23 protein-coding genes are annotated in these 21,096 nt (G+C 71.4%); 9 read left to right on the top strand and 14 right to left on the bottom strand.

Going from position 1 to position 21,096, the window contains the following annotated elements; translation table 11 throughout:
- Positions 1–28: 28 nt before the first annotated feature.
- The gene (gene glsA / locus J5Y09_RS19235; protein ID WP_209353446.1) at positions 29–1,033 is read right to left on the bottom strand and encodes a glutaminase A; all 1,005 of its coding nucleotides are present in this window, start codon (positions 1,031–1,033) and stop codon (positions 29–31) included.
- A 144-nt stretch (positions 1,034–1,177) separates the two neighbouring features.
- Positions 1,178–2,191, bottom strand: coding sequence for a helix-turn-helix domain-containing protein (locus tag J5Y09_RS19240; RefSeq protein WP_209353447.1), 1,014 nt, complete (start codon positions 2,189–2,191; stop codon positions 1,178–1,180).
- A gap of 411 nt (positions 2,192–2,602) precedes the next feature.
- Here J5Y09_RS19240 and J5Y09_RS19245 point away from each other — a divergent pair, with 411 nt between their 5' ends.
- Positions 2,603–3,580 (top strand): NAD(P)H-dependent glycerol-3-phosphate dehydrogenase, encoded by a 978-nt coding sequence (locus J5Y09_RS19245; protein WP_209353448.1) that lies wholly within the window; start codon positions 2,603–2,605, stop codon positions 3,578–3,580.
- A 6-nt stretch (positions 3,581–3,586) separates the two neighbouring features.
- Here the strand turns inward: J5Y09_RS19245 and J5Y09_RS19250 are convergent, their stop codons facing one another.
- The 3 genes from J5Y09_RS19250 to ccmA form a co-directional block, all read right to left on the bottom strand.
- Positions 3,587–3,862 carry a hypothetical protein gene (locus tag J5Y09_RS19250; RefSeq protein WP_209353449.1) on the bottom strand — a complete coding sequence of 92 codons (276 nt, stop codon included), beginning with the start codon at positions 3,860–3,862 and terminating at the stop codon, positions 3,587–3,589.
- 388 nt (positions 3,863–4,250) lie between these two features.
- Positions 4,251–4,910 (bottom strand): heme exporter protein CcmB, encoded by a 660-nt coding sequence (gene ccmB / locus J5Y09_RS19255; protein WP_209353450.1) that lies wholly within the window; start codon positions 4,908–4,910, stop codon positions 4,251–4,253.
- Positions 4,907–5,518 carry a heme ABC exporter ATP-binding protein CcmA gene (gene ccmA, locus J5Y09_RS19260; protein WP_245217241.1) on the bottom strand — a complete coding sequence of 204 codons (612 nt, stop codon included), beginning with the start codon at positions 5,516–5,518 and terminating at the stop codon, positions 4,907–4,909. The genes ccmB and ccmA overlap by 4 nt, the downstream gene beginning before the upstream one ends.
- Positions 5,519–5,619: 101 nt before the next feature.
- Here ccmA and acnA point away from each other — a divergent pair, with 101 nt between their 5' ends.
- Together acnA and J5Y09_RS19270 are read left to right on the top strand one after the other, a co-directional pair.
- Positions 5,620–8,316 carry an aconitate hydratase AcnA gene (acnA, locus tag J5Y09_RS19265; RefSeq protein ID WP_209353451.1) on the top strand — a complete coding sequence of 899 codons (2,697 nt, stop codon included), beginning with the start codon at positions 5,620–5,622 and terminating at the stop codon, positions 8,314–8,316.
- Positions 8,317–8,481: 165 nt separating this feature from the next.
- Entirely contained in the window at positions 8,482–8,775 is a 294-nt protein-coding gene (locus J5Y09_RS19270) for a hypothetical protein (RefSeq protein WP_209353452.1), read from the top strand.
- Between the two features lie 19 nt (positions 8,776–8,794).
- Here J5Y09_RS19270 and arfB read toward each other — a convergent pair whose 3' ends face one another.
- From arfB to J5Y09_RS19285, 3 genes are read right to left on the bottom strand one after another with little or no spacing between them, the layout of a single operon-like run.
- The gene (arfB, locus tag J5Y09_RS19275) at positions 8,795–9,220 is read right to left on the bottom strand and encodes an alternative ribosome rescue aminoacyl-tRNA hydrolase ArfB (RefSeq protein ID WP_209353453.1); all 426 of its coding nucleotides are present in this window, start codon (positions 9,218–9,220) and stop codon (positions 8,795–8,797) included.
- Complete coding sequence (gene eutC / locus J5Y09_RS19280) at positions 9,217–10,005, bottom strand: ethanolamine ammonia-lyase subunit EutC (protein WP_209353454.1); 789 nt, start codon at positions 10,003–10,005, stop codon at positions 9,217–9,219. The genes arfB and eutC overlap by 4 nt, the downstream gene beginning before the upstream one ends.
- Positions 10,002–11,366: an ethanolamine ammonia-lyase subunit EutB gene (locus J5Y09_RS19285; RefSeq protein WP_209353496.1), complete on the bottom strand. Its 1,365-nt coding sequence runs from the start codon at positions 11,364–11,366 to the stop codon at positions 10,002–10,004. Before J5Y09_RS19285 ends, eutC begins: the two co-directional genes overlap by 4 nt.
- Before the next feature lie 84 nt (positions 11,367–11,450).
- Between J5Y09_RS19285 and J5Y09_RS19290 the strand changes: the two genes are divergently transcribed.
- Genes J5Y09_RS19290 through J5Y09_RS19310 form a run of 5 tightly spaced genes read left to right on the top strand, consistent with a single transcriptional unit; the run spans position 11,451 to position 16,001 of the window.
- Entirely contained in the window at positions 11,451–12,002 is a 552-nt protein-coding gene (locus tag J5Y09_RS19290) for a thiamine pyrophosphate-binding protein (RefSeq protein ID WP_209353455.1), read from the top strand.
- 4 nt (positions 12,003–12,006) lie between these two features.
- Positions 12,007–12,609, top strand: a complete 603-nt coding sequence (locus J5Y09_RS19295; protein WP_209353456.1) for a thiamine pyrophosphate-dependent enzyme — start codon at positions 12,007–12,009, stop codon at positions 12,607–12,609.
- A 58-nt stretch (positions 12,610–12,667) separates the two neighbouring features.
- Positions 12,668–13,636: a Bug family tripartite tricarboxylate transporter substrate binding protein gene (locus J5Y09_RS19300; protein ID WP_209353457.1), complete on the top strand. Its 969-nt coding sequence runs from the start codon at positions 12,668–12,670 to the stop codon at positions 13,634–13,636.
- Between the two features lie 9 nt (positions 13,637–13,645).
- Entirely contained in the window at positions 13,646–14,620 is a 975-nt protein-coding gene (locus tag J5Y09_RS19305; protein ID WP_209353458.1) for a hydroxyacid dehydrogenase, read from the top strand.
- Between the two features lie 10 nt (positions 14,621–14,630).
- On the top strand, positions 14,631–16,001 hold the full coding sequence (locus J5Y09_RS19310; protein ID WP_209353459.1) for an MmgE/PrpD family protein: 1,371 nt from the start codon (positions 14,631–14,633) through the stop codon (positions 15,999–16,001).
- 46 nt (positions 16,002–16,047) lie between these two features.
- Here the strand turns inward: J5Y09_RS19310 and J5Y09_RS19315 are convergent, their stop codons facing one another.
- The 6 genes from J5Y09_RS19315 to J5Y09_RS19340 form a co-directional block, all read right to left on the bottom strand.
- Positions 16,048–16,278 (bottom strand): hypothetical protein, encoded by a 231-nt coding sequence (locus J5Y09_RS19315; protein ID WP_209353460.1) that lies wholly within the window; start codon positions 16,276–16,278, stop codon positions 16,048–16,050.
- A 13-nt stretch (positions 16,279–16,291) separates the two neighbouring features.
- A complete protein-coding gene (locus J5Y09_RS19320; protein ID WP_209353461.1) occupies positions 16,292–16,465 on the bottom strand; it encodes a hypothetical protein in 174 nt (57 codons plus the stop codon).
- Between the two features lie 61 nt (positions 16,466–16,526).
- A complete protein-coding gene (locus J5Y09_RS19325; RefSeq protein ID WP_198374655.1) occupies positions 16,527–16,733 on the bottom strand; it encodes a cold-shock protein in 207 nt (68 codons plus the stop codon).
- 229 nt (positions 16,734–16,962) lie between these two features.
- A complete protein-coding gene (locus J5Y09_RS19330; protein ID WP_209353462.1) occupies positions 16,963–17,931 on the bottom strand; it encodes a Bug family tripartite tricarboxylate transporter substrate binding protein in 969 nt (322 codons plus the stop codon).
- Between the two features lie 52 nt (positions 17,932–17,983).
- Positions 17,984–18,961 carry a Bug family tripartite tricarboxylate transporter substrate binding protein gene (locus J5Y09_RS19335; RefSeq protein WP_209353463.1) on the bottom strand — a complete coding sequence of 326 codons (978 nt, stop codon included), beginning with the start codon at positions 18,959–18,961 and terminating at the stop codon, positions 17,984–17,986.
- Between the two features lie 55 nt (positions 18,962–19,016).
- Positions 19,017–19,799 (bottom strand): enoyl-CoA hydratase/isomerase family protein, encoded by a 783-nt coding sequence (locus J5Y09_RS19340; RefSeq protein ID WP_209353464.1) that lies wholly within the window; start codon positions 19,797–19,799, stop codon positions 19,017–19,019.
- Between the two features lie 118 nt (positions 19,800–19,917).
- Here J5Y09_RS19340 and J5Y09_RS19345 point away from each other — a divergent pair, with 118 nt between their 5' ends.
- Positions 19,918–21,093 (top strand): CaiB/BaiF CoA transferase family protein, encoded by a 1,176-nt coding sequence (locus J5Y09_RS19345; protein ID WP_209353465.1) that lies wholly within the window; start codon positions 19,918–19,920, stop codon positions 21,091–21,093.
- The last annotated feature ends 3 nt before the right edge of the window (positions 21,094–21,096 follow it).

Raw genomic sequence — 21,096 nt, forward strand, 5'->3', positions numbered from 1 at the left:
CAGGCGTTTCCTCGTGCTTGCCCCACCCCTAGCCCACGGGGGCGGAGGCGAAGAGGTTCAGTCCCAGCCGTTCCGACAGGAAGCGCGTGACGAGCTGCCCGCGCACGCTGTTGCCCGCGGCATCGAGCGGCGGTGAGAAGACGCCGAGCCCGCCCTTGCCCGGGGCGATGGCGACGATGCCGCCGGCGACGCCGCTCTTGCCGGGAAGGCCGATCTCATACAGCCAGTCGCCGGATTGCTCGTAGAGCCCGGCGGTCGCCATGACGGCGAGGACGCGGCGGCACCTCTCGGGTTCCAGCACGCGTTCCTTCGTCACCGGATTCACGCCGCCATCGGCCAGCGTCGCGCCCATCACGGCAAGGTCGCGCGCGGTGACGTTGACCGCGCATTGGCGCGTGTAGATGTCCGTCGCCTCGTCCGGGTCGCAATACATCCGCCCGTAGCCGTGCAGCAGCCGGGCGATGCCCTGGTTGCGCTGGTTGGTCGCGGCTTCGGAGGCATAGACCTCCTCGTCCATCGCCAGCTCGCGCCCGGCGAAGCGGGACAGGCCCTCGCGGATGAAGCGCCAGCGTTCCTCGGCGTTCGCGCCGGGGGCCAGGCTCGTCGTCGCGATCGCGCCCGCGTTCACCATCGGGTTCACGGTGCGCTCCCCGTTCAGCTCGATCGCCATGACCGAGTTGAAGGGCAGGCCGGTGGCGTTGACGCCGATCGCCGCGCGCGCGCGCCCGCCGCCGAGCGCCTCGCACACCAGCGCGAAGACGAAGGGCTTGGAGATGGACTGGATCGAGAAGGGCAGCGCCGCCTCGCCGATCGCGAAGGTCTGCCCGTTCACGCCGGCGACGCAGATGCCGAACCAGGCGGGGTCGGCCTTGGCCAAGGCGGGGATGTAGTCCGCGACGGTGCCGTCGGCCACGGCGCCGTAGCGCTCATGCGCCTCCCGCACCAGGGCCGAGACCGTGCCGGGCGGCGGCAGGTTGCCGGTGGAGACGGCGGCGGGGCCGATGGCCTCCTCGGCGTGCAGCCGCTCATGCATGGGCGGACGCCGAGCGCCGGTTCATCGCCGGGATCGCATGGACATGGACCAACATCGCGGCAGCCTAACAAGCGCGGGCGCGGCACGGATCGACCCCGCGTCCCGCCACTGGACGGAGGGTTCCAAAGCGCCGCTGCGGGCGAGCTAGAGGCGCCGCAGGATCTGGCTGACGTTCGGCGCGCCGCCGTCCGCGCTCGGCTGGGCCCGGGCCAAGACATCCGTCCTGCCCTCGAGCGCGGCGGCGCGCAGGTCGCGCGGCGCGATGCCGAACTCCGCGCGGAAGGCACGGCTGAAGCTCGACGGCTCGAAGAAGCCGACGGCCTCGGCCACCTGCGCGATGCCGCGCCGGTCGGCCGGGTCGGCGAGCAGCCGGTAGGCCGCGCCCAGCCTTTCACGCTGGATGTGCCGGGCCACGCCGCCGAGCGGCTCGAACAACCGGTACAGCGCCGAGCGGGACACGCCGCTCATCGCGCAGAGGCGGGCGGGGCCCAGCGTCGCGGAGCCGAGCTTCTCGCGGATCAGCCGCTTGATGCGCGCGAGCTGAAGGTGCTCGAGCTGCGGCCGCGCGGCATCGACGCTCTCGCAGCGGCTGTTGAGCGCCGCGGCGAGCATGGCCTTGGTCACCGAGGCCAGGTGCGGCAGGTCGCTCGTGCGGAACTGCCCGGCCTCCTCGCGCATGCTGTCGAGGAAGGATGCGAGCATGCGGCCCGCCGGGCCCTCGAGCGGCGCGTTGAGCGCGGCGGAGAGCATAGGCTCCAGCTCCTGCACCGCATCGCGCGCGAGGAACAGGGACTGCCATTCCATCTCCGCGCCTTCGCGCTCGGCCTCGAAGGTGCGGGCCATGGTCAGCACGTAGGGAACGCCGGGCCGGAAGACGACGTCGTCGTCGCCGCTGCGCTGGCGCTGCGTGCCGCGCTTGCACACCGCGACGATCCAGTGGTCGAGGGAGTCGCGCCGGATGCGCGCCGGGGTGCGGCTGTAGTCGTAGGGCGGCAGGGCGGCGTGGTAGTACATGAAGGACCCGAAGGGCAGCGCCGTGCCGCTCGCCTGGAAGCCGGATGCGGGCGGCGTTCGTGGGCGGCCGGTGTCGAGATACGGCACGCAGAGGTCGCGCCACGCCTCGAACTGCTGGTTCGGCGGAAGGCCTGTCGTGGACACGACGAGGGGGCGGATCGCGGCGTTCCGATCCGCGGACGCGTTCTCGGCCTCGCCTTCTCCGCACGATGCGCGCGGCCGCCAACGCCCGGATCCGGTGTCCATGTTCCTCTCCCCGGCCGTCGGCGGTGCCGCGGCGCCCGTTGAGGGTGCAGGGTAATACCGTGGCCCAACCAATCCTCAATAATAAATGAGCGTTGATGGCAAGTTATGCTCACGCCTCCGTAAATCTGAGGTCCGCCGGCGGCAGCCCGCTGATCGCGCCCCGGCCCCGGGCGTCGCTCGGCGACGGGGCCGGCGGGGCAGACATCGCGCCATGCGATGCTACCCTCGCGCCATGCCGCATCAGCCTGCCCTTCCGTTCCGCACGCGCAGACCCGCTGGCGCGCTTCGCCCGCCGCCGGGACGCCCGGCATGAAGATCGCCGTCCTTGGCGCCGGGGCCTGGGGCACCGCGCTGGCGCTCCAGGCCGCCCGGGCCGGCCGCGATGTCGTGCTGTGGGCGCGCGACCCCGCGCGCGCGGGCGAGATCGCCGCGGCGCGGGAGAACACCCGATACCTCCCGGGCGCGGCCCTGCCAGCGGCGATGGCGGTGACGGCGGATGCGGCGGCGGCGCTCGACGGCGCAGCGCTCGTGCTGTGCGTGGTGCCCGTGCAGGCGCTGCGCGGCGTGCTGGCCCGCCTGCCGGCACGGGGCGCGCCGATGCTGGTCTGCGCGAAGGGGGTCGAGGCCGCGACGCAGCGCCTGCCGCTCGAGGTGGTGGCGGAGGCGCATCCCGACCGGTCCGCCGGCGTGCTCTCCGGCCCCAATTTCGCGCATGAGGTCGCGCGCGGCCTGCCGGCGGCGGCCGTCGTCGCGGCCGCCGATCCGGCGCTGCGGGAGGCGGGGCTGGCGCTGCTCGGCTCGGCCGCCTTCCGGCTTTATGCGGGGGAGGATCCGGTCGGCGCGCAGGTCGGCGGGGCGGCCAAGAACGTCATCGCCATCGCGGCGGGCGCAGTGATCGGCGCGGGGCTGGGCGAGAATGCGCGCGCGGCGCTGGTGACCCGCGGCCTGGCGGAACTGTCGCGGCTGGCGGTGGCGCTCGGCGGCCGGGCGGAGACGGCGGCGGGGCTGACGGGCCTCGGCGACCTGGTGTTGACCGCGGCGGGGCCCGGCAGCCGGAACATGTCGCTGGGCCTGGCGCTCGGGCGCGGGGAAAGGCTGGGCGATGTGCTGGCAGGCCGCGCCGGCGTGACCGAGGGGGTGAAGACTGCGCCGGCGCTGGTGGCGCGGGCCGCGGCGGTGGGCGTGGAATTGCCGATCTGCGCCGCAGTGGCGGAACTGGTCGCCGAGCGGATCACGGTCGCGGAGGCGATGGCGCGCCTGCTGGCGCGCCCCTTCCGCGCCGAATAGCGCCGGTCAGGCGCGGCGGGACTGGTCCTGCGCGTGCAGGCTGCGGACCGCGGCGACGTAGCCGGACTGGGTGCCGGTGACGAGCGCCTCGTTCAGCTGGCGCAGCAGGCGCTCGAGGTCGCCGGTGCGGCAGAGCTCGAGCGAGCCGAGCCCGGCGCGATGCGTGGCGCGGTAGGAGCCGTCCTCGAGCCGATCGATCTCGATCGTGCTCGACCCGCCGGCGACCGGGCGCAGGGTGATGATCACGTCCTCGGGGTTCGGTCCGGAATCGACATCGGCCATGGGCGACCAATCCTTCCTGGCGTTGCGGACGCGGGGCCGCCCCTCTGGCTGCGTCCGGCGGTGTCTCCGCGCTCTCGTCATCCTGGCGAGGCAGCGGTTTTGATAGCGCAAGAGAATCACCAAACGGCTTACGGGGGCCAGCGACCAGCGGTAGCGCTGCCAGCGCGAGGAATCGCATTTGGCGCCCGGATGCGGTTGCGCAGCGGCCCGGCGCTGCCCGCGGCGCCAGGAAACGTGTTCGTGATCAGGGACTTAGGGAAATTGCATGACTTGGCGTGATTCGCGCAGGCCGTCCCAAAGCAAGGGAATTCGACAAAAATAAACACATGTCACGAAAATGTGATATCGGGCGACGGATGAGATCGCGCGGCGCCCGCGTCGGCAGCCCCTAATCGCCCGTCAGCGCGGCCCCCGCCGCCAGCGGCGCGAGCGGCACCGCCAGCGAAACCCCCGCCCCAAGCAGCAGCAGGAAGGGCGCCGGGGACAGGCCCGCCCCCGCCGCCTCGATCGCCGCCGCGCCGAAGATCACCGCGGGGATCGCCAGCGGCAGCACCAGCAGCGGCAGCAGCACCCCGCCCCGCCGCGCGCCCAGCGTCAGCGCCGCCCCCGCCGTGCCGAGCAGCGACAGCAGCGCGGTCGCCAGCGCCAGCGCCGCGATCGCCGTGCCCCAGGCTTCCACCGGCAGGTTCAGCATCGCCGCGGCGACCGGCGTCGCCGCCATCAGCGGCCATCCCGTCGTGATCCAGTGCGCCAGCGCCTTGGCCCCGGCGATCCCGGCCCGAGGCAGGCCGGAGACCAGCAGCTGGTCGAGCGTCCCGTCCTCCGCATCCGCGCCGAACATCCTGTCGAGCGGCAGCAGCGCGGCGAGCAGCGCGGCCGCCAGCAACGCGCCGGGGGCGATGCGCGCCAGCGTCTCCGGCGCCGGCCCGACGCCGAAGGGAAACAGCGCGGCGACGATCACGAAGAACAGCACGGCCGCCAGCGTGTCCGCCGGGTGGCGCAGCGCCAGGCGGACCTCCCGGCCCAGCAGGGCGAGGAAGGCGGTCACAGGCGCAATTCCTCGGCATCCTCGATCGGCAGCGGGATATGCGTCGCGGCCAGCACGATTCCGCCCGCCGCGCGGTGCGCCGCGAGCAGCGGCCGCAGCCGCTCGACCGAGGCGGCGTCGAGGCCCGTCGTCGGCTCGTCCAGCAGCCACAGCGGCGCGGGGGCGAGCGCCAGGCGCGCCAGCGCCAGCCTTCGCTTCTGGCCTGAGGACAGGACCCGCCCCGGCAGTTCCGCCAGCGCCTCGAGCCCCAGGGCGGCGAGCGCCGGGGCGACGTCCCCGCCCCAGAGCCGGGCGAAGAAATCGAGGTTCTCGGCGACCGTCAGCGCCGGCTTCACCGCATCCTGGTGGGCGAGGTAGCGCAGCCGCGCGGCATGGGCGCCGGGGTCCGCCGCCACATCCTCCCCCCGCCAGAGGATCGCGCCCTCCGCCGGGCGCAGCAGCCCGGCGAGCAGGCGCAGCAGCGTGGACTTCCCCGCGCCGTTGGCGCCGGTCAGCAGCACGGCCGATCCCGCCGCCACCCGGAACGAAAGGCCAGCGATCACCGCCCGCTCGACCCTGAGGCAGGCGAGGTCGCGCACCTCCAGCACCGCCCCGCCGACCTCAGTCAAACCCGCCCCCATCCATGGACCGTTGCCGGCCGCCATGCTTTAAACCGCCCGTTTGTGCGGCCGCGAACGGCCGCGCCATACTGAGGAAGGGCAACGCGACCATGCGGATGATCGGGCAGGACAGCCTGAAGACCCGCCGTACCCTCAACGTGGACGGCAAGACCTATCACTACTTCAGCCTGCCCGAGGCGGCCAAGAGCATCGGCGACATCTCGCGCCTGCCCTACAGCCTCAAGGTGCTGCTGGAGAACGTGCTGCGCTTCGAGGACGGGCGCTCCTACACCGTCGACGACGCGAAGAAGATCGCCGAATGGGTGAAGGAAGGGCGCTCCACCAAGGAAGTGCCGTTCCGCCCCGCGCGCATCCTGCTGCAGGACTTCACCGGCGTGCCCGCGGTGGTCGACCTCGCGGCCATGCGCGACGCGCTGCTCAAGCTCGGCGGCGATCCGCGCAAGGTGAACCCGCTGGTGCCCGTCGACCTCGTCATCGACCACTCGGTGATGGTGGATTTCTCCGGCTCCGCCGCCGCGCTGCAGAAGAACGTGGACGTCGAGTTCGAGCGCAACGGGGAACGCTACGAGTTCCTCCGCTGGGGCCAGGAAGCCTTCAACAACTTCCGCGTCGTCCCTCCGGGCACGGGCATCTGCCACCAGGTGAACCTGGAATACCTCGCGCAGGTGGTCTGGACCGCGACCGACACGGGCGAGACCTTCGCCTTCCCCGACAGCTGCTACGGCACGGACAGCCACACGACGATGGTCAACGGCCTCGGCGTGCTGGGCTGGGGCGTCGGCGGGATCGAGGCCGAGGCCGCGATGCTCGGCCAGCCCATCGCCATGCTCATCCCCGACGTGATCGGCTTCAAGCTGACGGGGAAGCTTAAGGAAGGCGTGACCGCGACCGACCTCGTGCTGACCGTCACGCAGATGCTGCGCAAGAAGGGCGTGGTCGGGAAGTTCGTGGAATTCTTCGGCGCGGGCCTCGACGACCTGCCGCTGGCCGACCGCGCGACGATCGGCAACATGGCGCCGGAATACGGCGCGACCTGCGGCTTCTTCCCCGTCGATGAGACGACGCTCGACTACCTGCGCGTCTCCGGCCGCGACGAGCATCGCATCAACCTGGCGCGCGAGTACCTCAAGGCGCAGGGCATGTTCCACGAGAAGGGCATGCCGGACCCGGTCTTCACCGACACGCTGGAACTCGACCTCTCGACGGTCGAACCCTCCATGGCCGGGCCGAAGCGGCCGCAGGACCGCGTGGCGCTGGGCAATGTCGCCGGCGCCTTCGGCAAGGACCTCGCCGCCGGCACCATGGGCGTGCCGGGCGACAAGGCCGAGCTGCGCGTGCCGGTGGCCGGCGCGAACTACGATCTCGGGCACGGGGACGTGGTGATCGCGGCGATCACCTCCTGCACCAACACCTCCAACCCCTATGTCCTCGTGGCCGCCGGCCTCGTGGCCAAGAAGGCGGTGGAGAAGGGCCTGACGGCGAAGCCCTGGGTGAAGACCTCCCTCGCCCCCGGCTCGCAGGTCGTGACCGAATACCTGACCAAGTCCGGGCTGCAGACGCATCTCGACGCGCTGGGCTTCCAGACCGTCGGCTATGGCTGCACCACCTGCATCGGCAATTCCGGCCCGCTGGCGGACCCGATCGTGGACGCGGTCGAGAACAACAAGCTGGTGGTCACCTCCGTCCTGTCGGGCAACCGCAACTTCGAAGGGCGCGTGCATGCCAATGTCCGCGCGAACTACCTCGCTTCCCCGCCGCTGGTCGTCGCCTATGCGCTCGCTGGCACGGTGAAGAAGGACCTGACGAAGGAGCCGCTCGGCACGGGCAAGGACGGCCAGCCGGTGTTCCTGAAGGACATCTGGCCGACTCAGAAGGAAGTCTCCGACACGGTGCACGCCGTGGTGACGCGCGAGATGTTCCAGTCCAAGTACGGCGACGTGTTCAAGGGCCCGCAGCAGTGGCAGGCCATCCGCGTCGACGCCGACAGCGACACCTATCGCTGGAACTCGGGGTCCACCTACGTGCAGAACCCGCCCTATTTCGAGGGTATGACGATGGAGCCGGCCGCGGTCGGGTCCATCAAGGGCGCGCGCATCCTGGCGCAGCTGGCCGATTCCATCACGACCGACCACATCTCCCCGGCCGGTTCGATCAAGAAGGCCTCGCCGGCCGGCGAGTACCTGCTGGAACACCAGGTGCGGCAGGCGGACTTCAACAGCTACGGCGCGCGCCGCGGCAACCATGAAGTGATGATGCGGGGCACCTTCGCCAACATCCGCATCAAGAACGAGATGGTCCCCGGCGTCGAAGGCGGCATCTCGAAGCACCATCCCTCGGGCGAAGTGGCGCCGATCTACGACGTGGCGATGCGCTACAAGCGCGAAGGCGTGCCGCTGGTGGTGATCGGCGGCAAGGAATACGGCACCGGGTCCTCCCGCGACTGGGCGGCGAAGGGCACCTTCCTGCTCGGCGTGAAGGCCGTCATCGCCGAATCCTTCGAGCGCATCCACCGCTCGAACCTGGTGGGCATGGGCGTGCTGCCGCTCGTGTTCAAGGACGGCGAGAGCCGCGCCTCGCTGGGCCTGACCGGCGACGAGACGGTCGACATCATGGGCGTTGAGAACCTCTCGCCGCGCATGATGATGGACGTGGTCTTCACGCGCGCCGACGGCACGCAGGTGAAGACGCAGGTGATGTGCCGCGTCGATACGGCAGACGAGGTCGAGTACTACCGGAACGGCGGCATCCTGCACTACGTGCTGCGCGGGATGGCCAAGGCGGCCTGATCGCCGGCCACGCGGGCCGACTTCGACGGGGGCGCGGACCGCAAGGCCGCGCCCCTTTTTCGTGGCGTCGCAGCCACCGCTTGCGGTCGATCAATTCAGAATCATGCATGGATGCTCACGATTTCGTGACGCCGGGCAAGGCGCCCGGGAGCGGAGGAAATGCCCATGCGCGCCAATCGTTTCGCCGCGACAATCGCGGCGGCGGCCCTTCTCGCGGCCTGCGCCACACCTGACGACTATCGCCCGGCCTGCCGCGCCGAGCACGCGGACAGCGCGGAAATCGAGACCTGCGCGAACCAGCGCGCCGACAGCGCGAACACCACCGCGACGGTCGTCACGGTCCTCGGCGTCGTTGCCATTGGCGCGATCGCCGCCCTCGCGGCCGGTTCGGGCGGCGGGGGCGGCGACAGCCGGAACGACTACAGCGGCCTTTGCGCGCTCGCGCTGAAACGGTGTTGAGGCGCGCGGGGCGGTCGCGTCAGTCGATATCCCGCGCCCCGCGCAGCCGCTTCGTCGCCCCGCGCCGCGCCTTGCCTTCCAGCCGCCGCACCTTGGACCCGAGCGTCGGCTTCGTCGCCTTGCGCGGCGGCGGGGGCGGCGTCGCGGCGTCCCGGATCAGCGCGAGCAGCCGCTCCAGCGCGTCCTCCCGGTTCCTCTCCCGCATGCGGTGGCGCTGGGCGGTGATGACGAGCACGCCGTCCTTGGTCATGCGCCGGCCGGCGAGCGTCGCAAGCCGCGCCTTCACCGCGTCCGACAGGTTGGGCGATGCCATGGCGGCGAAGCGCAGCTGCACCGCCGTCTCCACCTTGTTGACGTTCTGCCCGCCGGGGCCGGAGGCGCGGAGGAAATCCTCCTCGATCTCGGCCTCGTCCAACGCGATGCGGCCCGTGACGCGGATGCTCATGGCGCGGGCAGGACGCCTGCGGGCATCTCGTCCTTCAGCGCGACGCCGGTCGCGCCCAGCCCCGCCGCGGCGCGCAGCAGCCAGGCGGCCTTGGCCGCGGCCTCCCCATATGAGAGCCCGCCGGGGCGTACATTGCTGATGCAGTTGCGCTCGGCATCCGTGCGCCCGCGCCGCGGCGCCCAGGTGATGTAGAGGCCGAGGCTGTCGGTCGCCGACAGCCCGGGCCTTTCGCCGATCAGCACCACCACCGCCGCGGCGCCGATGCGTTCGCCGACCTCATCCCCCAGCGCGACACGCGCCTGTTCGGCCACCAGGATCGGACCGACGGGCAGGGGCAGCGCGGGGATCAGCCGTTCCAGCACGGCGGGCGCGTGGCGCTGTACGCCGGTCGCGCAGAGCCCGTCGGCGACAACGAAGGCAACGCTGCCGGGTGCGGAAGGCAGCGTGGCGCCCTCGGCCAGTCGCCGACCGAGATCGGGACGCAGGAGGTACGTGCGGCGCTCCGGCGCGGCGCTGCGAACATGCAGCACCGGCGAGCCAAGCGGCGCGAGCGCCTGGCGCAGCGCGGCAGGATCGAGCGCCGACCACACCGCGTCCCGCGCGCGACCATGCGCTTCCTGGAAGTCGAGATGCGCCGCGGTCGGCAGTGCGGTGCCGGTGCGGCCGAGCCCGACGCGGGCATCGGTGAAGCGGCGCAGGTCGCGCCAGGCGGTCGTCGCGCTTGTTTCGCGCGACCGATCCGGATCTCCGCGCCCTTCGGCGCTGCGATCATCGGGCGCGCTCACGTCAGCCCGATCAGCGCGGGCGACAGCCGCGCGGGGATGCGGTCCCCGTCGGCGCCGATGCCCATGCGCGCGAGCCACGCCTCGAATTCCGGCGCGGCGCGCTTGCCGAAGACGGCGCGCGCGGTCAGGCCATCGTGGAAGGAGGTGGACTGGTAGGCGAGCATCACGTCATCCGCCCCCGGCACGCCCATTACGTAGGTCACGCCCGCGGCCGCGAGGCACGCCAGGAGCGCATCCATGTCGTCCTGGTCCGCTTCCGCGTGGTTGGTGTAGCAGACATCGACCCCCATCGGCAGGCCGAGCATCTTGCCGCAGAAATGGTCCTCCAGCCCCGCACGCAGGATCTGCTTGCCGTCGAACAGGTATTCCGGGCCGATGAAGCCGACGACGCTGTTCACCAGCAGGGGCGAGAATTCGCGCGCCACGGCATAGGACCGCGCCTCGATCGTCTGCTGGTCGACGTCGTGATGGGCATCGGCGGACAGCGCGCTGCCCTGCCCGGTCTCGAAGTACATGACGTTGTCGCCGAGCGTGCCGCGCTTCAGCGCCAGCGCCTGCTCCCGCGCCTCCTTCAGCAAGGCGAGCGAGACGCCGAAGGACCGGTTCACCCCCTCCGTCCCGCCGACCGACTGGAACACCAGATCGACAGGCGCGCCGCGCTCCATCGCCAGCATCGTCGTGGTCACATGCGACAGGACGCAGCTCTGGGTCGGGATGTCGAAGCGGTCCCGCACCCGGTCGAGCATCTCGAGCAACCGCATCACCGCCTCGACATTGTCGGTCGCGGGGTTCACGCCGATCACCGCGTCCCCGGCGCCGAGCAGCAGCCCGTCCAGCACGCCGGCCGCGACGCCGCGCGGATCGTCGGTCGGGTGGTTCGGCTGCAGGCGGATCGACAGCGTGCCCGCCAGCCCGATCGTGTTGCGGAAGCGCGTGACGACGCGGCACTTCGCGGCGACCTGGATCAGGTCCGCGACGCGCATGATCTTCGCCGTTGCCGCGACCATCTCGGGTGTGAGGCCGCGGGCGAGCGCCGTCACGGCCGCGGGCTCCGCCGCCAGCAGCCAGTCCCGGAAGCCGCCGACCGTCAGGCTGCGCACCGGGGCGAAGGCGGCCGCGTCATGCCGGTCGAGGATGAGGCGCGTGACCTCGTCCGCCTCGTAGGGGATCACCGCCTCGTCCAGGAAATGCGCGAGCGGCAGGTCCGCCAGCGCCCGCTGCGCCGCGACCCGTTCGGCCGCCGAGGCCGCCGCGACCCCCGCCAGCGCATCCCCCGACCGGAAGGGGGTGGCGCGCGCCAGCAGCGTCTTCAGGTCCCCGAAGACGTAGCGCGTGCCGCCGATGGTCTGCGCGAAGGCCATGCCAGCCATGATGGTGTGCCCCGGGCGACCTTGCCAGCCCGCCGCGCGCCCCTAGGATGCGCCGACTTCGTCCCGAGGAAACGCATGGACCAGAATGCGATCGACAAGGCCCCCGACGCCGCAGCGTCCTGGCCCGACCAGATCTTCGACCTGTTGAAGAAGCACGAGATCCGCCAGGTCTGCCTGGTGCCCGATGCCGGTCACTCGCGCCTGATCAAGCGCTGCCTGGCCGACAACAGCATTGCCGTGACGACGCTGACGACCGAGGAGGAGGGGATCGCCCTGCTCCAGGGCGCCTGGCTCGGCGGCGACAAGGGGGTGCTGCTGATGCAGTCCTCCGGCGTCGGCAACTGCATCAACATGCTCTCGCTCAGCCACATCCATCGCTGCCCGATGCCGATGCTGGTGACGATGCGCGGCGATTTCGGCGAATTCAACCCGGCCCAGGTCCCGATGGGCAATGCGACCCAGGCGGTGCTGGAGGCGATGGGCACCATCGTGAAGCGCGCCGACACGCCCGAGGACATCGCGCCCACCGTGGATGCCACGATCCGCATGGCCTTCAACACCTTCCGCCCGACCGCGACGCTGATCGGCCAGCGCGTCATCGGCGCGAAGACCTTCGGCAAGGACTGAGACGATGCTCGCACCTTCCGGAAAGCTCGACCGCCGTGAGCTGGCGCGCGCGCTGCTCGCCGACCGCGGGGAGATGGTCTGCATCGCCGGCCTCGGCGCGCCCGCCTGGGACATCACCGCGGTGGGCGACCATCCGCTGAACCTGCCGCTGTGGGGCGGCATGGGGGGCGCGGCCATGATCGGCCTCGGCCTCGCGCTCGCGCAGCCTTCCCGCCCCGTGCTGGTCCTGACCGGCGACGGGGAGATGCTGATGGGCATCGGCGCGCTCGCCACCATCGCGGTGAAGAAGCCGCGCAACCTGTCCATCGTGGTGCAGGACAACGAGCACTACGGCGAGACCGGGATGCAGGAGACGGCCACGCGGCACGGCGTCGACCTCGTCGCCATGGCGCGCGGCGCGGGCTTCGAGCGGACCATGTTCGTGACGAAGGCCGAGGAGGTGCCTGCGCTGAAGGCGGCGCTGCATGCCGGCGAAGGCCCCTTCTTCGCGGTCGCCAAGATCGACGAGGCCAGCAAGAAGCTCGTCCTGCCGCCGCGCGACGGTTCGATCATCCAGAACCGCATGCGGGAGGCCATTCTCGGCCCGGCGGCGCACCACCAGCTTTAGCGCGCCGCGCCAAGCCGGCGGAGACCGGCGGCGCGGCCCATATCCAGGGAGGAACGCCATGCACCGTCGCACGCTTCTCGCCGGCGCCGCCGCGCTCATCGCGGCACGCCCGGCCCTCGCCCAGGCGCCGTGGAGCCCGGACCGCCCGGTCCGCGTGATCGTCCCCTTCGCCGCCGGCGGCGGGACGGACCTGACGGCGCGCGTGGTGGCCGAAGCGCTGACCGCGCGGCTCGGCCAGCCCGTGCTGGTGGAAAACCGCCCCGGCGCCGGCGGCAACATCGGCGCCGAGGCCGTCGCCCGCGCGACGCCGGACGGGCTGACGCTGCTGCTGACGACCAGTTCCACCCACGCCACCAACCCCGCGCTGTACCGCAACCTGCCCTTCCACCCGCTGCGCGACTTTTCACCGATCAGCCAGGTGGCCTTCGTGCCGAACCTGCTCGTCGTGCGGCCGGACCTGGCGGCGCGGAACCTGGCGGAGCTGGTCGCGTTGGCGAAGGCCCGGCCGGGGACGCTGAATTTCGGCAATGCCGGCTCCGGCTCCTCCCAGCACATCGCGGCCGCGGTGCTCGCGGCGCGGACGGGGATCGAGATCACCCACGTCTCCTATCGCGGCGGCGCCCCGGCGGTGACCGACCTGCTGGGCGGCAAGATCGACGCCATCGCGACGCCGTTGGTCGAGGTGATCGAGCATGTGCGCGCGAACCGGCTGCGCGCGCTGGCCGTCACCACGGCCCGCCGGTCCGGCCTGCTGCCGGACGTCCCGACGATCGGGGAGACGATCCCGGGCTACGAGGTCGCGCTGTGGAACGGCCTGTTCGCCCCGGCCGGCACGCCGCCCGCCGCCGTGCGCCGCATCGCCGCCGAGGTCGCCGCCGCGCTGCGCACCGATGCGGTGCGCGCCAAGATCGCCGAGCAGGGCAGCGACCCGGTCGGGTCGGACCCCGAGACCTTCGCCGCCTTCGTCGCCGCCGAGATCCCGAAATGGGCGGAACTCGTCCGCCTGTCCGGCGCCCGCGTGGAATAGGATCGTCGCATGCCGCACATCGTCTGCCTCCGCCCGCTGCACCCGGATGCCATGGAGCGCCTGCGCTCCGAGCCCGGCACCACGGTCACGCTGCTCGACCCCGTCACGCCCGAGACGCTCGCCGAGCCGATTAAGACCGCGGATGCGATCATCGTGCGCGCGACGCGGATCGACCGCGCCTTCCTCGCCAACGCGCCGATGCTGCGCATCTGCGCCCGGCACGGCGTCGGCTACGACGCGGTGGATGTGGAGGCGCTGACGGAACGCGGCATCCCGCTGACCGTGACGCCCGACGCGAACGCCGTGTCGGTCGCCGAGCACGCGCTGATGCTAATGCTGACGACGGCGCGCCGCACCATCGACTACGACCGCAACACGAAGGCGCTGGACTGGGGGCCGAAGCCCTCGATCAAGACCTTCGACCTGGCCGGGCAGACCGTGCTGGTGGTGGGCTTCGGGCGGATCGGCGGGCGCGTGGCCAGGCTCTGCGGCGCCTTCGGCATGAACGTGCTGGTGCACGACCCCTACATCCCGCAGAACACCATCAAGGGCGCGGGCTTCACGCCGGTGAAGGTGCTGCACGAAGGGCTGGCGCAGGCGGACATCGTCACCACGCATTGCCCCTCGAACCCCGAGACGCGGGGGATGGTCAACGCCGCCTTCCTCGCCGCGATGAAGCCGGGCGCGGCCTACATCAACACCGCCCGCGGGACCCTGGTCGACGAAGCCGCGCTGACCAACGCGCTGAAGTCGGGGCACCTCGGCGCCGTCGGCCTCGACGTGTTCTGGGAGGAACCCGTCACCACGAAGCTGCCTTTCCTCGACTTCCCGAACGTCGTGGTCTCGCCGCATTCGGCCGCCGCGACGGAACAGTCCACGCGGCGCATGGGCCTGTCCTGCGCCGAGAGCATCTTCGCCTATTTCCGCGGCCAGCTCGATTCCGACGTCGTCATCAACAAGGAGGTGCTCCGCGGCAACGCGTGAGCAGCACGCCATGACGAATCCGCTCCTCGTCCTCGCCGATCATGCCGCGTCCTGGCGGGCGCGGGAGATGCCCGCCGATGTCGCGCACCATGCCCGCCGCGTACTGGTGGATTGGTTCGCCGCCACCCTGCCCGGCTGCCCCCGCCCGCCGGCAACGCTGATCGCCGCCGCGCTGGAAGACGAGACGCGGGGCGGCGGCGGCGCCGTCTGCTACGTGACCGGGCGGCGCGTGCCGCTGCGCCACGCGGCGCTGGTGAACGGCACGGCGTCCCACACCGTCGAGTTCGACGACATCTACCGCTACGCCGTCTATCACCCGGGCTGCCCGACCATCGCCGCGGCGCTCGCCGCGGCGCAGTCCCGCGGGACGGAAATGGAAGCGCTGCTGCGCGCCATCGTTGCCGGCTACGAGGTGTCCTGCCGCATCGGCGTCGCGGTGCAGCCCTCGCACTACGATTTCTGGCACACCACCGGCACCGTCGGCACCTTCGGCGCGGCGGCGGCCGTGGCCGTGCTGCTCGACTGCGACGCCGACCGGACCGCCCATGCGATCGCCACCGCCGCGACCATGGCGGGCGGGCTGCAGCAGGCCTTCCGCGGGGAAGGCATGTCGAAGCCGCTGCATCCGGGGCATGCGGCGGAAGCCGGCGCGCTCGCCGCCATGGCGGCGGCGCGCGGCATGACCGGCGCGCTGGACGTGCTGCACGGCCCGGCCGGCTTCGCCGCGGCGACGAGCGAGGACACCGGCAAGTGGGACAAGGCGCTGGCCGGCATCGGCAAGCCCTATGCCGTCACCGACATGACGGTGAAGAACCATGGCTGCTGCGGGCACATCTTCGCGGCGCTCGACGCCGTGCGCGACCTGCAGCTCGAACACGGCTTCAAGGCGGACGACGTCGCCGCCATCGCGGTCGGCGGCTACAAGGCGACCAAGGATGTCTGCGACCGTCCGGATGCGCGGACGGAACAGGATTGCCGCTTCTCCACCCAGTTCACGGTGGCGACGATGCTGCTGCATGGCGGGGTGCGGCTCGCGGCCTTCGAGCCGGACCGGCTGACCGATCCCGCGATCCGCGCGCTGATGCCGAAGGTGACGGTCGCGCTCGACGCGGAATGCGCCGCGGCCTTCCCGTCGAAGCGGTCGGCCAAGGTCGAGATCAGGCTGAAGGATGGCCGCGTGCTGAACCGCCACCAGCACACGCGCAAGGGCGACCCCGACGCGCCGCTGACCGACGGCGACCTGTCGGACAAGTTCCTGGAGCTGACATCGGACGTGATCGGCGCCGCGCAGGCCAAGGCGCTGCTGGCCCAGCTGTGGGAAGGCAATGCCCTTCCCGGCCTCGTCCCGCTGGTGACGCAGGCCGCCCGCGCCGCGGAATAAAAGACGAAGGGAAGGAGGCTCGGGGGAGCTTCTCCTCCCCCGGCCTTTACTTCCGCTTGCCGCCGACGCGCAGAAGCTGCGCGATCGGGAGCGACGCCTTGCCGGACGCCTTGGCGATCTCGTTGTCCTGTTCCTCGATGACCTTGCGCGCGGGCTCGTCGCCGTCGAGGCCACCGAGGATCTCGGCGGGCACCTTGCGGTTCGAGCGGCGGCTGCCGTCGGCGTAGATCACATCGAACAGGACGAAGGCAGACTTGCTGCCGGGCTTGCTGGCCATGTCGCGTGGTCCCTCAGTCGCGGCCCGCGGTCTCGGTCGGGGCGGGCGAACCGGCCTCCTCCTCGTCCGCGACGGCCTTGCGCTTCGCGACCGCTTCCTCGCGTTCGCGCAGCTTCGCTTCCTTCTTCGCCTGCTTGGAGCGGTTCACGTCGGCCCGCTGCTGGCCGTAGTTGGGCTTGCGCGCCATCGGCGTGCTCCGGACTTCAGGAAAAGGAAAGGGCGGCCCGAGGGCCGCCCCCTGGCAGGCGTCAGGCGAGGCGGAGGTTGCCCGCCGAAAGCTTGCCCTGCTGGCCGCGCTGCAGCTCGAACTCGACCTTGTCGCCTTCGTTCAGGCCGTTGAGGCCCGAGCGCTGCACGTCGCTGATGTGGACGAACACGTCCTTGCTGCCGTCTTCGGGCTGGATGAAGCCATAGCCCTTGGTCGCGTTGAACCACTTGACGGTGCCGATGCTCATGCGGAATCTCCGGGGTTGAGCGTTGCCGCCGCACGACATGCGCGACGGTGATGCCGTCGCGCGGGCAAACGCGCGACGGGTGTGCCGGCATGCTGATGCGCACGACGGGCCGCCATCGCTGAAGCTCAACCTGGAAAAGGCACGGAGAGCGGGGTCCGTCGAAGCGGACCGGACGAGGTGACGAGAGGGATATGGACCTCCCGCCCCCCGAAAGCAAACCTAATCGACGTCAGCCGGCGCGTGCGCCGGTGGCGCGCAGGATCGGCAACCATTTCTGCAGCTCGGCTTGCAGGAAGTTGCGCAGCGCGGCGGCGTCGCCGGTGCGCGGTTCCACGCCGCGCTCGGCATAGCGCTGCTGCAGGGCCGGATCGGCAAGGACCTCGAGCGTCGCGGCCGAGAGCAGCTGCACGATCGGCGCGGGCGTCGCCGCGGGCGCGTAGAGCGCCTGCCAGGAGGACGTTTCGTAGCCGGCTACGCCGCCTTCCTGGAAGGTCGGCAGCGTCGGCACCAGGCGCGACCGCCGCGCCGTCGTCACCGCGATGCCCTTGGCGCGGCCGTCCTGCATCATGGGCGCGAGCAGCGTCTGGCTGTCGATCATGAAGTCGACGCGCCCGGCGACGAAATCGGTCACCGCCGCCGGCGTGCCGCGGTACTGCACGACGGTGAAGTCGACCCCCGCGAGCTTCTTGAGCAGTTCCCCCGCCAGGTGCGACGCGGCGCCGATGCCGGTGGTGGCGAATGTCGCCTCCCCGTTGCGGCTGCGCAGCCAGGCGAGAAGCGACGGCACGTCGGTCGCCGGCACGCCAGGATGCACGGCGGCGATGAAGGGCTGTTCGCCCAGCAGCGCGATGGGGGCGAAATCCGTCGCCGGATCGACGCCCGCATCCGGAAACAGCGCGGGAATGACGGAATGCGCCGCGCCGTTCAGCAGCAGCGTGTAGCCATCCGCGGGCGCGCGCATGACGTTGCGCGCGCCGATCGTGCTGCCCGCGCCGGGCGTGTTCTCGATGACGATGGGCTGGCCGAGGCGGCGCGAGAGCGGTTCGGCGACGATGCGCGCGACGACGTCGATGATGCCGCCGGCCGCGAAGGGGACGACGATGCGGATGGGGCGGCCCGGATAGGCGCCCTGCGCGCGCGCCACGGCAGGCGCGGCGAGCAGGGCGGCGGCGAGGAGGCTGCGGCGTTCGAGGCTCATGGCGGGTTTCCCGGAAGAAGGCCCCCCAGGATAGCCCGCCCGCCGCCGGCCGTCAGTCCAGCCGGATCGCGGCGTTGCGCACCAGCGTGGCATAGCGCTCGGCGTCGTTCAGCAGCATCGCCTGCGCCTGCTGCTGCGTGCCGCCGCCGATGACGAAGCCGGCATCGCTGATCCGCTTGCGCAGATCCTCGTTGCGATAGGCCTTGTTCACCGCCTCCACCCAGCGGTCGGCGATCGGCTGCGGGATGCCCGGCGGCGCCATCAGCATGTACCAGACCACGGCGTCGAAGCCGGGGAAGCCGAGCTCGGCGACGGTCGGCGTCTCCGGCAGCCATTCCACGCGCTGCGGCATCGTCACCGCCAGCGCGCGCACGCGCCCGGCGCGGATATGCGGCAGGTAGGTGGGGAAGGTGTCGAGCGCGAGGTCGATGCGCCCGGCCAGGATCTCGTTCACCGCCTGGCCCGTGCCGCGGAAGGGGACATGCGTCATGCGCACATTCGCCTGCGAGGACAGCAGCTCCGCCGCCAGGTGCTGCTGCGTCGCGACGCCGGAGGAGGAATAATTCAGCACCCCCGGGTTCCGTCGCGCCCGCTCCAGCAATTCGGGCAGGCTGCGGTCGGGCGCATTGGCCGGCACCACGGCGACCAGCGGCACCGTCGCGGCGTGCACGACGGCGGTCTGGTCGCGGCGGATGTCGAAGGGCGGCGGGTTCATCAGCGGCGGCACGACGGCGGATGCGCTGATCGTCGTCATCAGCATCGTGTAGCCATCGGGCCGCGCGCGCGACATGGCCAGCACGGCGAGCGTGCCGGACGCGCCGGGGCGGTTCTCGACCGCGATGGTCTGGCCGAATTCCTCCTGCAGCACGGGGGCGAGGAAGCGGCTGATGATGTCGGTGCCGCCGCCCGGCGCGAAGCCGACCAGAAGGCTGATGGCGCGCGTCGGATAGGCCTGCGCGATCGCCGGCGCCGGCACCAGCGGCGCGAGCGCCGCGGCACCCAGCGCGCGGCGGGGGATGCGGAAGGTCATGGCGTTTCCTCCTCGGCTGGCCGCCCGGCGTCTTGCGCGCCGGTGCGGCGATGGATCACTTCCCCTGGAACTGCGGCGCACGCTTGTTGAGGAAGGCGCTCACCCCTTCCTGGAAGTCCGCGCTGGTGAAGCACATGGTCACCAGGTCGTCGCCCTCGACCTCGCCGACGGCGTGGCGCAGGCGACGCAGCGCGATCTTGGTCGCCTTCAGTGTCAAAGGCGCCAGGTCCTTCATGGTGGTGGCGAGTTCCATGGCGCGCGCGGCCACCGCCTCGGGCGTGTCCAGCACTTCCGACACCAGGCCCAGGTGCTTCGCCTCGGCCGAGGAGAACAGGCGCGAGGTCATGATCATCTCGGCGATCGCCGCCGGGCCGACCAGCGCGTAGAAGCGCGCGAAGTTGTTCATGTTGAGGATGTTGCCGAGCGTCTTGGCGATCGGCAGCCCGAACCGCGCAGAGGTGTCGCAGATGCGGATGTCGCAGCAGCCCGCGATGCCGAGCCCGCCGCCCGTGCAGGCGCCGGCGATGGCGGCGATGATCGGGGTGTTGCAGTTCTCGAGCGCGCCGAGGACCTTGTCGATCCGCGCCTCGTAGCCGAGCGCGTCCTCGGCAGTCTTGAACTCGCGGAACTGGCTGATGTCGGTGCCCGAGGCGAAGGCCTTGCCGCCGGCGCCGGTCAGCACCCAGACGCGGATCGACGGGTCCTTGTCGATCTGCGCGGCCAGTTCCTGGATGCGCTGGTACATGCTGAACAGCATGGCGTTGCGCGCCTGCGGCCGGTTGAAGGTGGTCCAGGCGATGCCGCCCTCGCGGACCTCGTGCAGAATCTCGTCGCTCATGGCGCTCCGTCCCTTGGCTTCGGCGCAAGGGGTAGCGGGCTGGGCCGGGCCGTCAAGCGGGTGTCTTGCCGTCCCGCCCGGCCGATGCGAACAGAAGCGCCGCCGAGGAGGATGCCCCATGACGATGCCGCTTGCCCGCTTCACCGTGCTCGACCTAACGCGCGTGCGCTCCGGCCCCACCTGCGTGCGCCAGCTGGCCGACTGGGGCGCCAACGTCATCAAGATCGAGGCAACGGACGAGGTCGATACCGGCAAGGGCCTGGGCGGGGAGCGCGACGGGCCGGACTTCCAGCATGTCCATCGCAACAAGCGCGGCATGACGCTGAACCTGAAGTCGCCCGAGGGCCTGGCGGCCTTCCGCCGCATGGTCGCCCGCGCCGATGTGGTGGTGGAGAACTACCGCCCGGACGTGAAGACGCGCCTGGGCATCGACTACGACAGCCTCGCCGCGATCAACCCGCGGATCGTGCTGGGGTCCATCTCCGGCTTCGGGCAGGACGGGCCCTATGCCAAGCGCCCGGGCTTCGACCAGATCGCCCAGGGCATGGGCGGGCTGATGTCGGTCACCGGCCTGCCCGGCCAGGGCCCGGTGCGCGCCGGCATCCCGGTCGCCGACCTGACCGCCGGGCTCTATTGCGCGCTCGGCATCATGGTCGCGCTGCTGGAACGGGAGGTCACGGGCCGCGGCCGCTGGGTCCATGTCTCGCTGCTGGAAGCCATGATCGCGATGATGGATTTCCAGGCGACGCGCTGGACGATGAAGGGGGAGGTGCCGAAGCAGGCCGGCAACGACCACCCGACCACCATCCCGACGGGCCTTTTCCGAACGTCGGACGGCGTCATCAACATCGCCGGCGGCGGCCAGGTGATGTGGGACCGCATCGTGAAGGTGCTGGGCCTCGAGGCGGAGGCCGCCGACCCCGACATCGCCACCGACAAGCTGCGCAGCCAGAACCGCGCCAAGGTCAACGCGATGATCGAGCGGGTGACGCAGACCGACAGCTCCGCCAACTGGGTCGCGAAGTTCAACAAGGAAGGCGTGCCCTGCGGCCCGGTCTATTCCATGGACCAGGTCTTCGCGGACGAGCAGGTGAAGCATCTGGGCGTGGCGATGACGGTGCAGCATCCCCGACTGGGATCGCTCGACGTGGTGCGCGCGCCGATGCAGATCGCCGGCGTGGATTGCGCGCGCAACCCGACGCCCGAGCGTGGCCAGCACACCGAGGAGGTGCTGGCGGAATTCGGCTTCACCGCCGCGGAGATCGCGGCGCTGAAGGCGGCGAAGGCGGTCTGAAGG

Source organism: Roseomonas nitratireducens (genome assembly GCF_017813355.1).
GTDB classification, from domain to species: domain Bacteria; phylum Pseudomonadota; class Alphaproteobacteria; order Acetobacterales; family Acetobacteraceae; genus Neoroseomonas; species Neoroseomonas nitratireducens.

What these genes read in the sequence shown, in the direction of transcription:
- J5Y09_RS19295 (WP_209353456.1), top strand. Translation starts at nt 12,007, where the DNA reads ATGCTCGCACCTTCCGGAAAGCTCGACCGCCGTGAGCTGGCGCGCGCG.
- J5Y09_RS19330 (WP_209353462.1), bottom strand. Translation starts at nt 17,931, where the DNA reads ATGAGCCTCGAACGCCGCAGCCTCCTCGCCGCCGCCCTGCTCGCCGCG.
- J5Y09_RS19320 (WP_209353461.1), bottom strand. Translation starts at nt 16,465, where the DNA reads ATGGCGCGCAAGCCCAACTACGGCCAGCAGCGGGCCGACGTGAACCGC.
- J5Y09_RS19300 (WP_209353457.1), top strand. Translation starts at nt 12,668, where the DNA reads ATGCACCGTCGCACGCTTCTCGCCGGCGCCGCCGCGCTCATCGCGGCA.
- J5Y09_RS19285 (WP_209353496.1), bottom strand. Translation starts at nt 11,366, where the DNA reads ATGGCCTTCGCGCAGACCATCGGCGGCACGCGCTACGTCTTCGGGGAC.
- J5Y09_RS19250 (WP_209353449.1), bottom strand. Translation starts at nt 3,862, where the DNA reads ATGGCCGATGTCGATTCCGGACCGAACCCCGAGGACGTGATCATCACC.
- J5Y09_RS19345 (WP_209353465.1), top strand. Translation starts at nt 19,918, where the DNA reads ATGACGATGCCGCTTGCCCGCTTCACCGTGCTCGACCTAACGCGCGTG.
- arfB (WP_209353453.1), bottom strand. Translation starts at nt 9,220, where the DNA reads ATGAGCATCCGCGTCACGGGCCGCATCGCGTTGGACGAGGCCGAGATC.
- J5Y09_RS19310 (WP_209353459.1), top strand. Translation starts at nt 14,631, where the DNA reads ATGACGAATCCGCTCCTCGTCCTCGCCGATCATGCCGCGTCCTGGCGG.
- J5Y09_RS19290 (WP_209353455.1), top strand. Translation starts at nt 11,451, where the DNA reads ATGGACCAGAATGCGATCGACAAGGCCCCCGACGCCGCAGCGTCCTGG.
- J5Y09_RS19325 (WP_198374655.1), bottom strand. Translation starts at nt 16,733, where the DNA reads ATGAGCATCGGCACCGTCAAGTGGTTCAACGCGACCAAGGGCTATGGC.
- J5Y09_RS19245 (WP_209353448.1), top strand. Translation starts at nt 2,603, where the DNA reads ATGAAGATCGCCGTCCTTGGCGCCGGGGCCTGGGGCACCGCGCTGGCG.
- J5Y09_RS19305 (WP_209353458.1), top strand. Translation starts at nt 13,646, where the DNA reads ATGCCGCACATCGTCTGCCTCCGCCCGCTGCACCCGGATGCCATGGAG.
- J5Y09_RS19315 (WP_209353460.1), bottom strand. Translation starts at nt 16,278, where the DNA reads ATGGCCAGCAAGCCCGGCAGCAAGTCTGCCTTCGTCCTGTTCGATGTG.
- acnA (WP_209353451.1), top strand. Translation starts at nt 5,620, where the DNA reads ATGCGGATGATCGGGCAGGACAGCCTGAAGACCCGCCGTACCCTCAAC.
- J5Y09_RS19270 (WP_209353452.1), top strand. Translation starts at nt 8,482, where the DNA reads ATGCGCGCCAATCGTTTCGCCGCGACAATCGCGGCGGCGGCCCTTCTC.
- J5Y09_RS19340 (WP_209353464.1), bottom strand. Translation starts at nt 19,799, where the DNA reads ATGAGCGACGAGATTCTGCACGAGGTCCGCGAGGGCGGCATCGCCTGG.
- J5Y09_RS19335 (WP_209353463.1), bottom strand. Translation starts at nt 18,961, where the DNA reads ATGACCTTCCGCATCCCCCGCCGCGCGCTGGGTGCCGCGGCGCTCGCG.
- glsA (WP_209353446.1), bottom strand. Translation starts at nt 1,033, where the DNA reads ATGCATGAGCGGCTGCACGCCGAGGAGGCCATCGGCCCCGCCGCCGTC.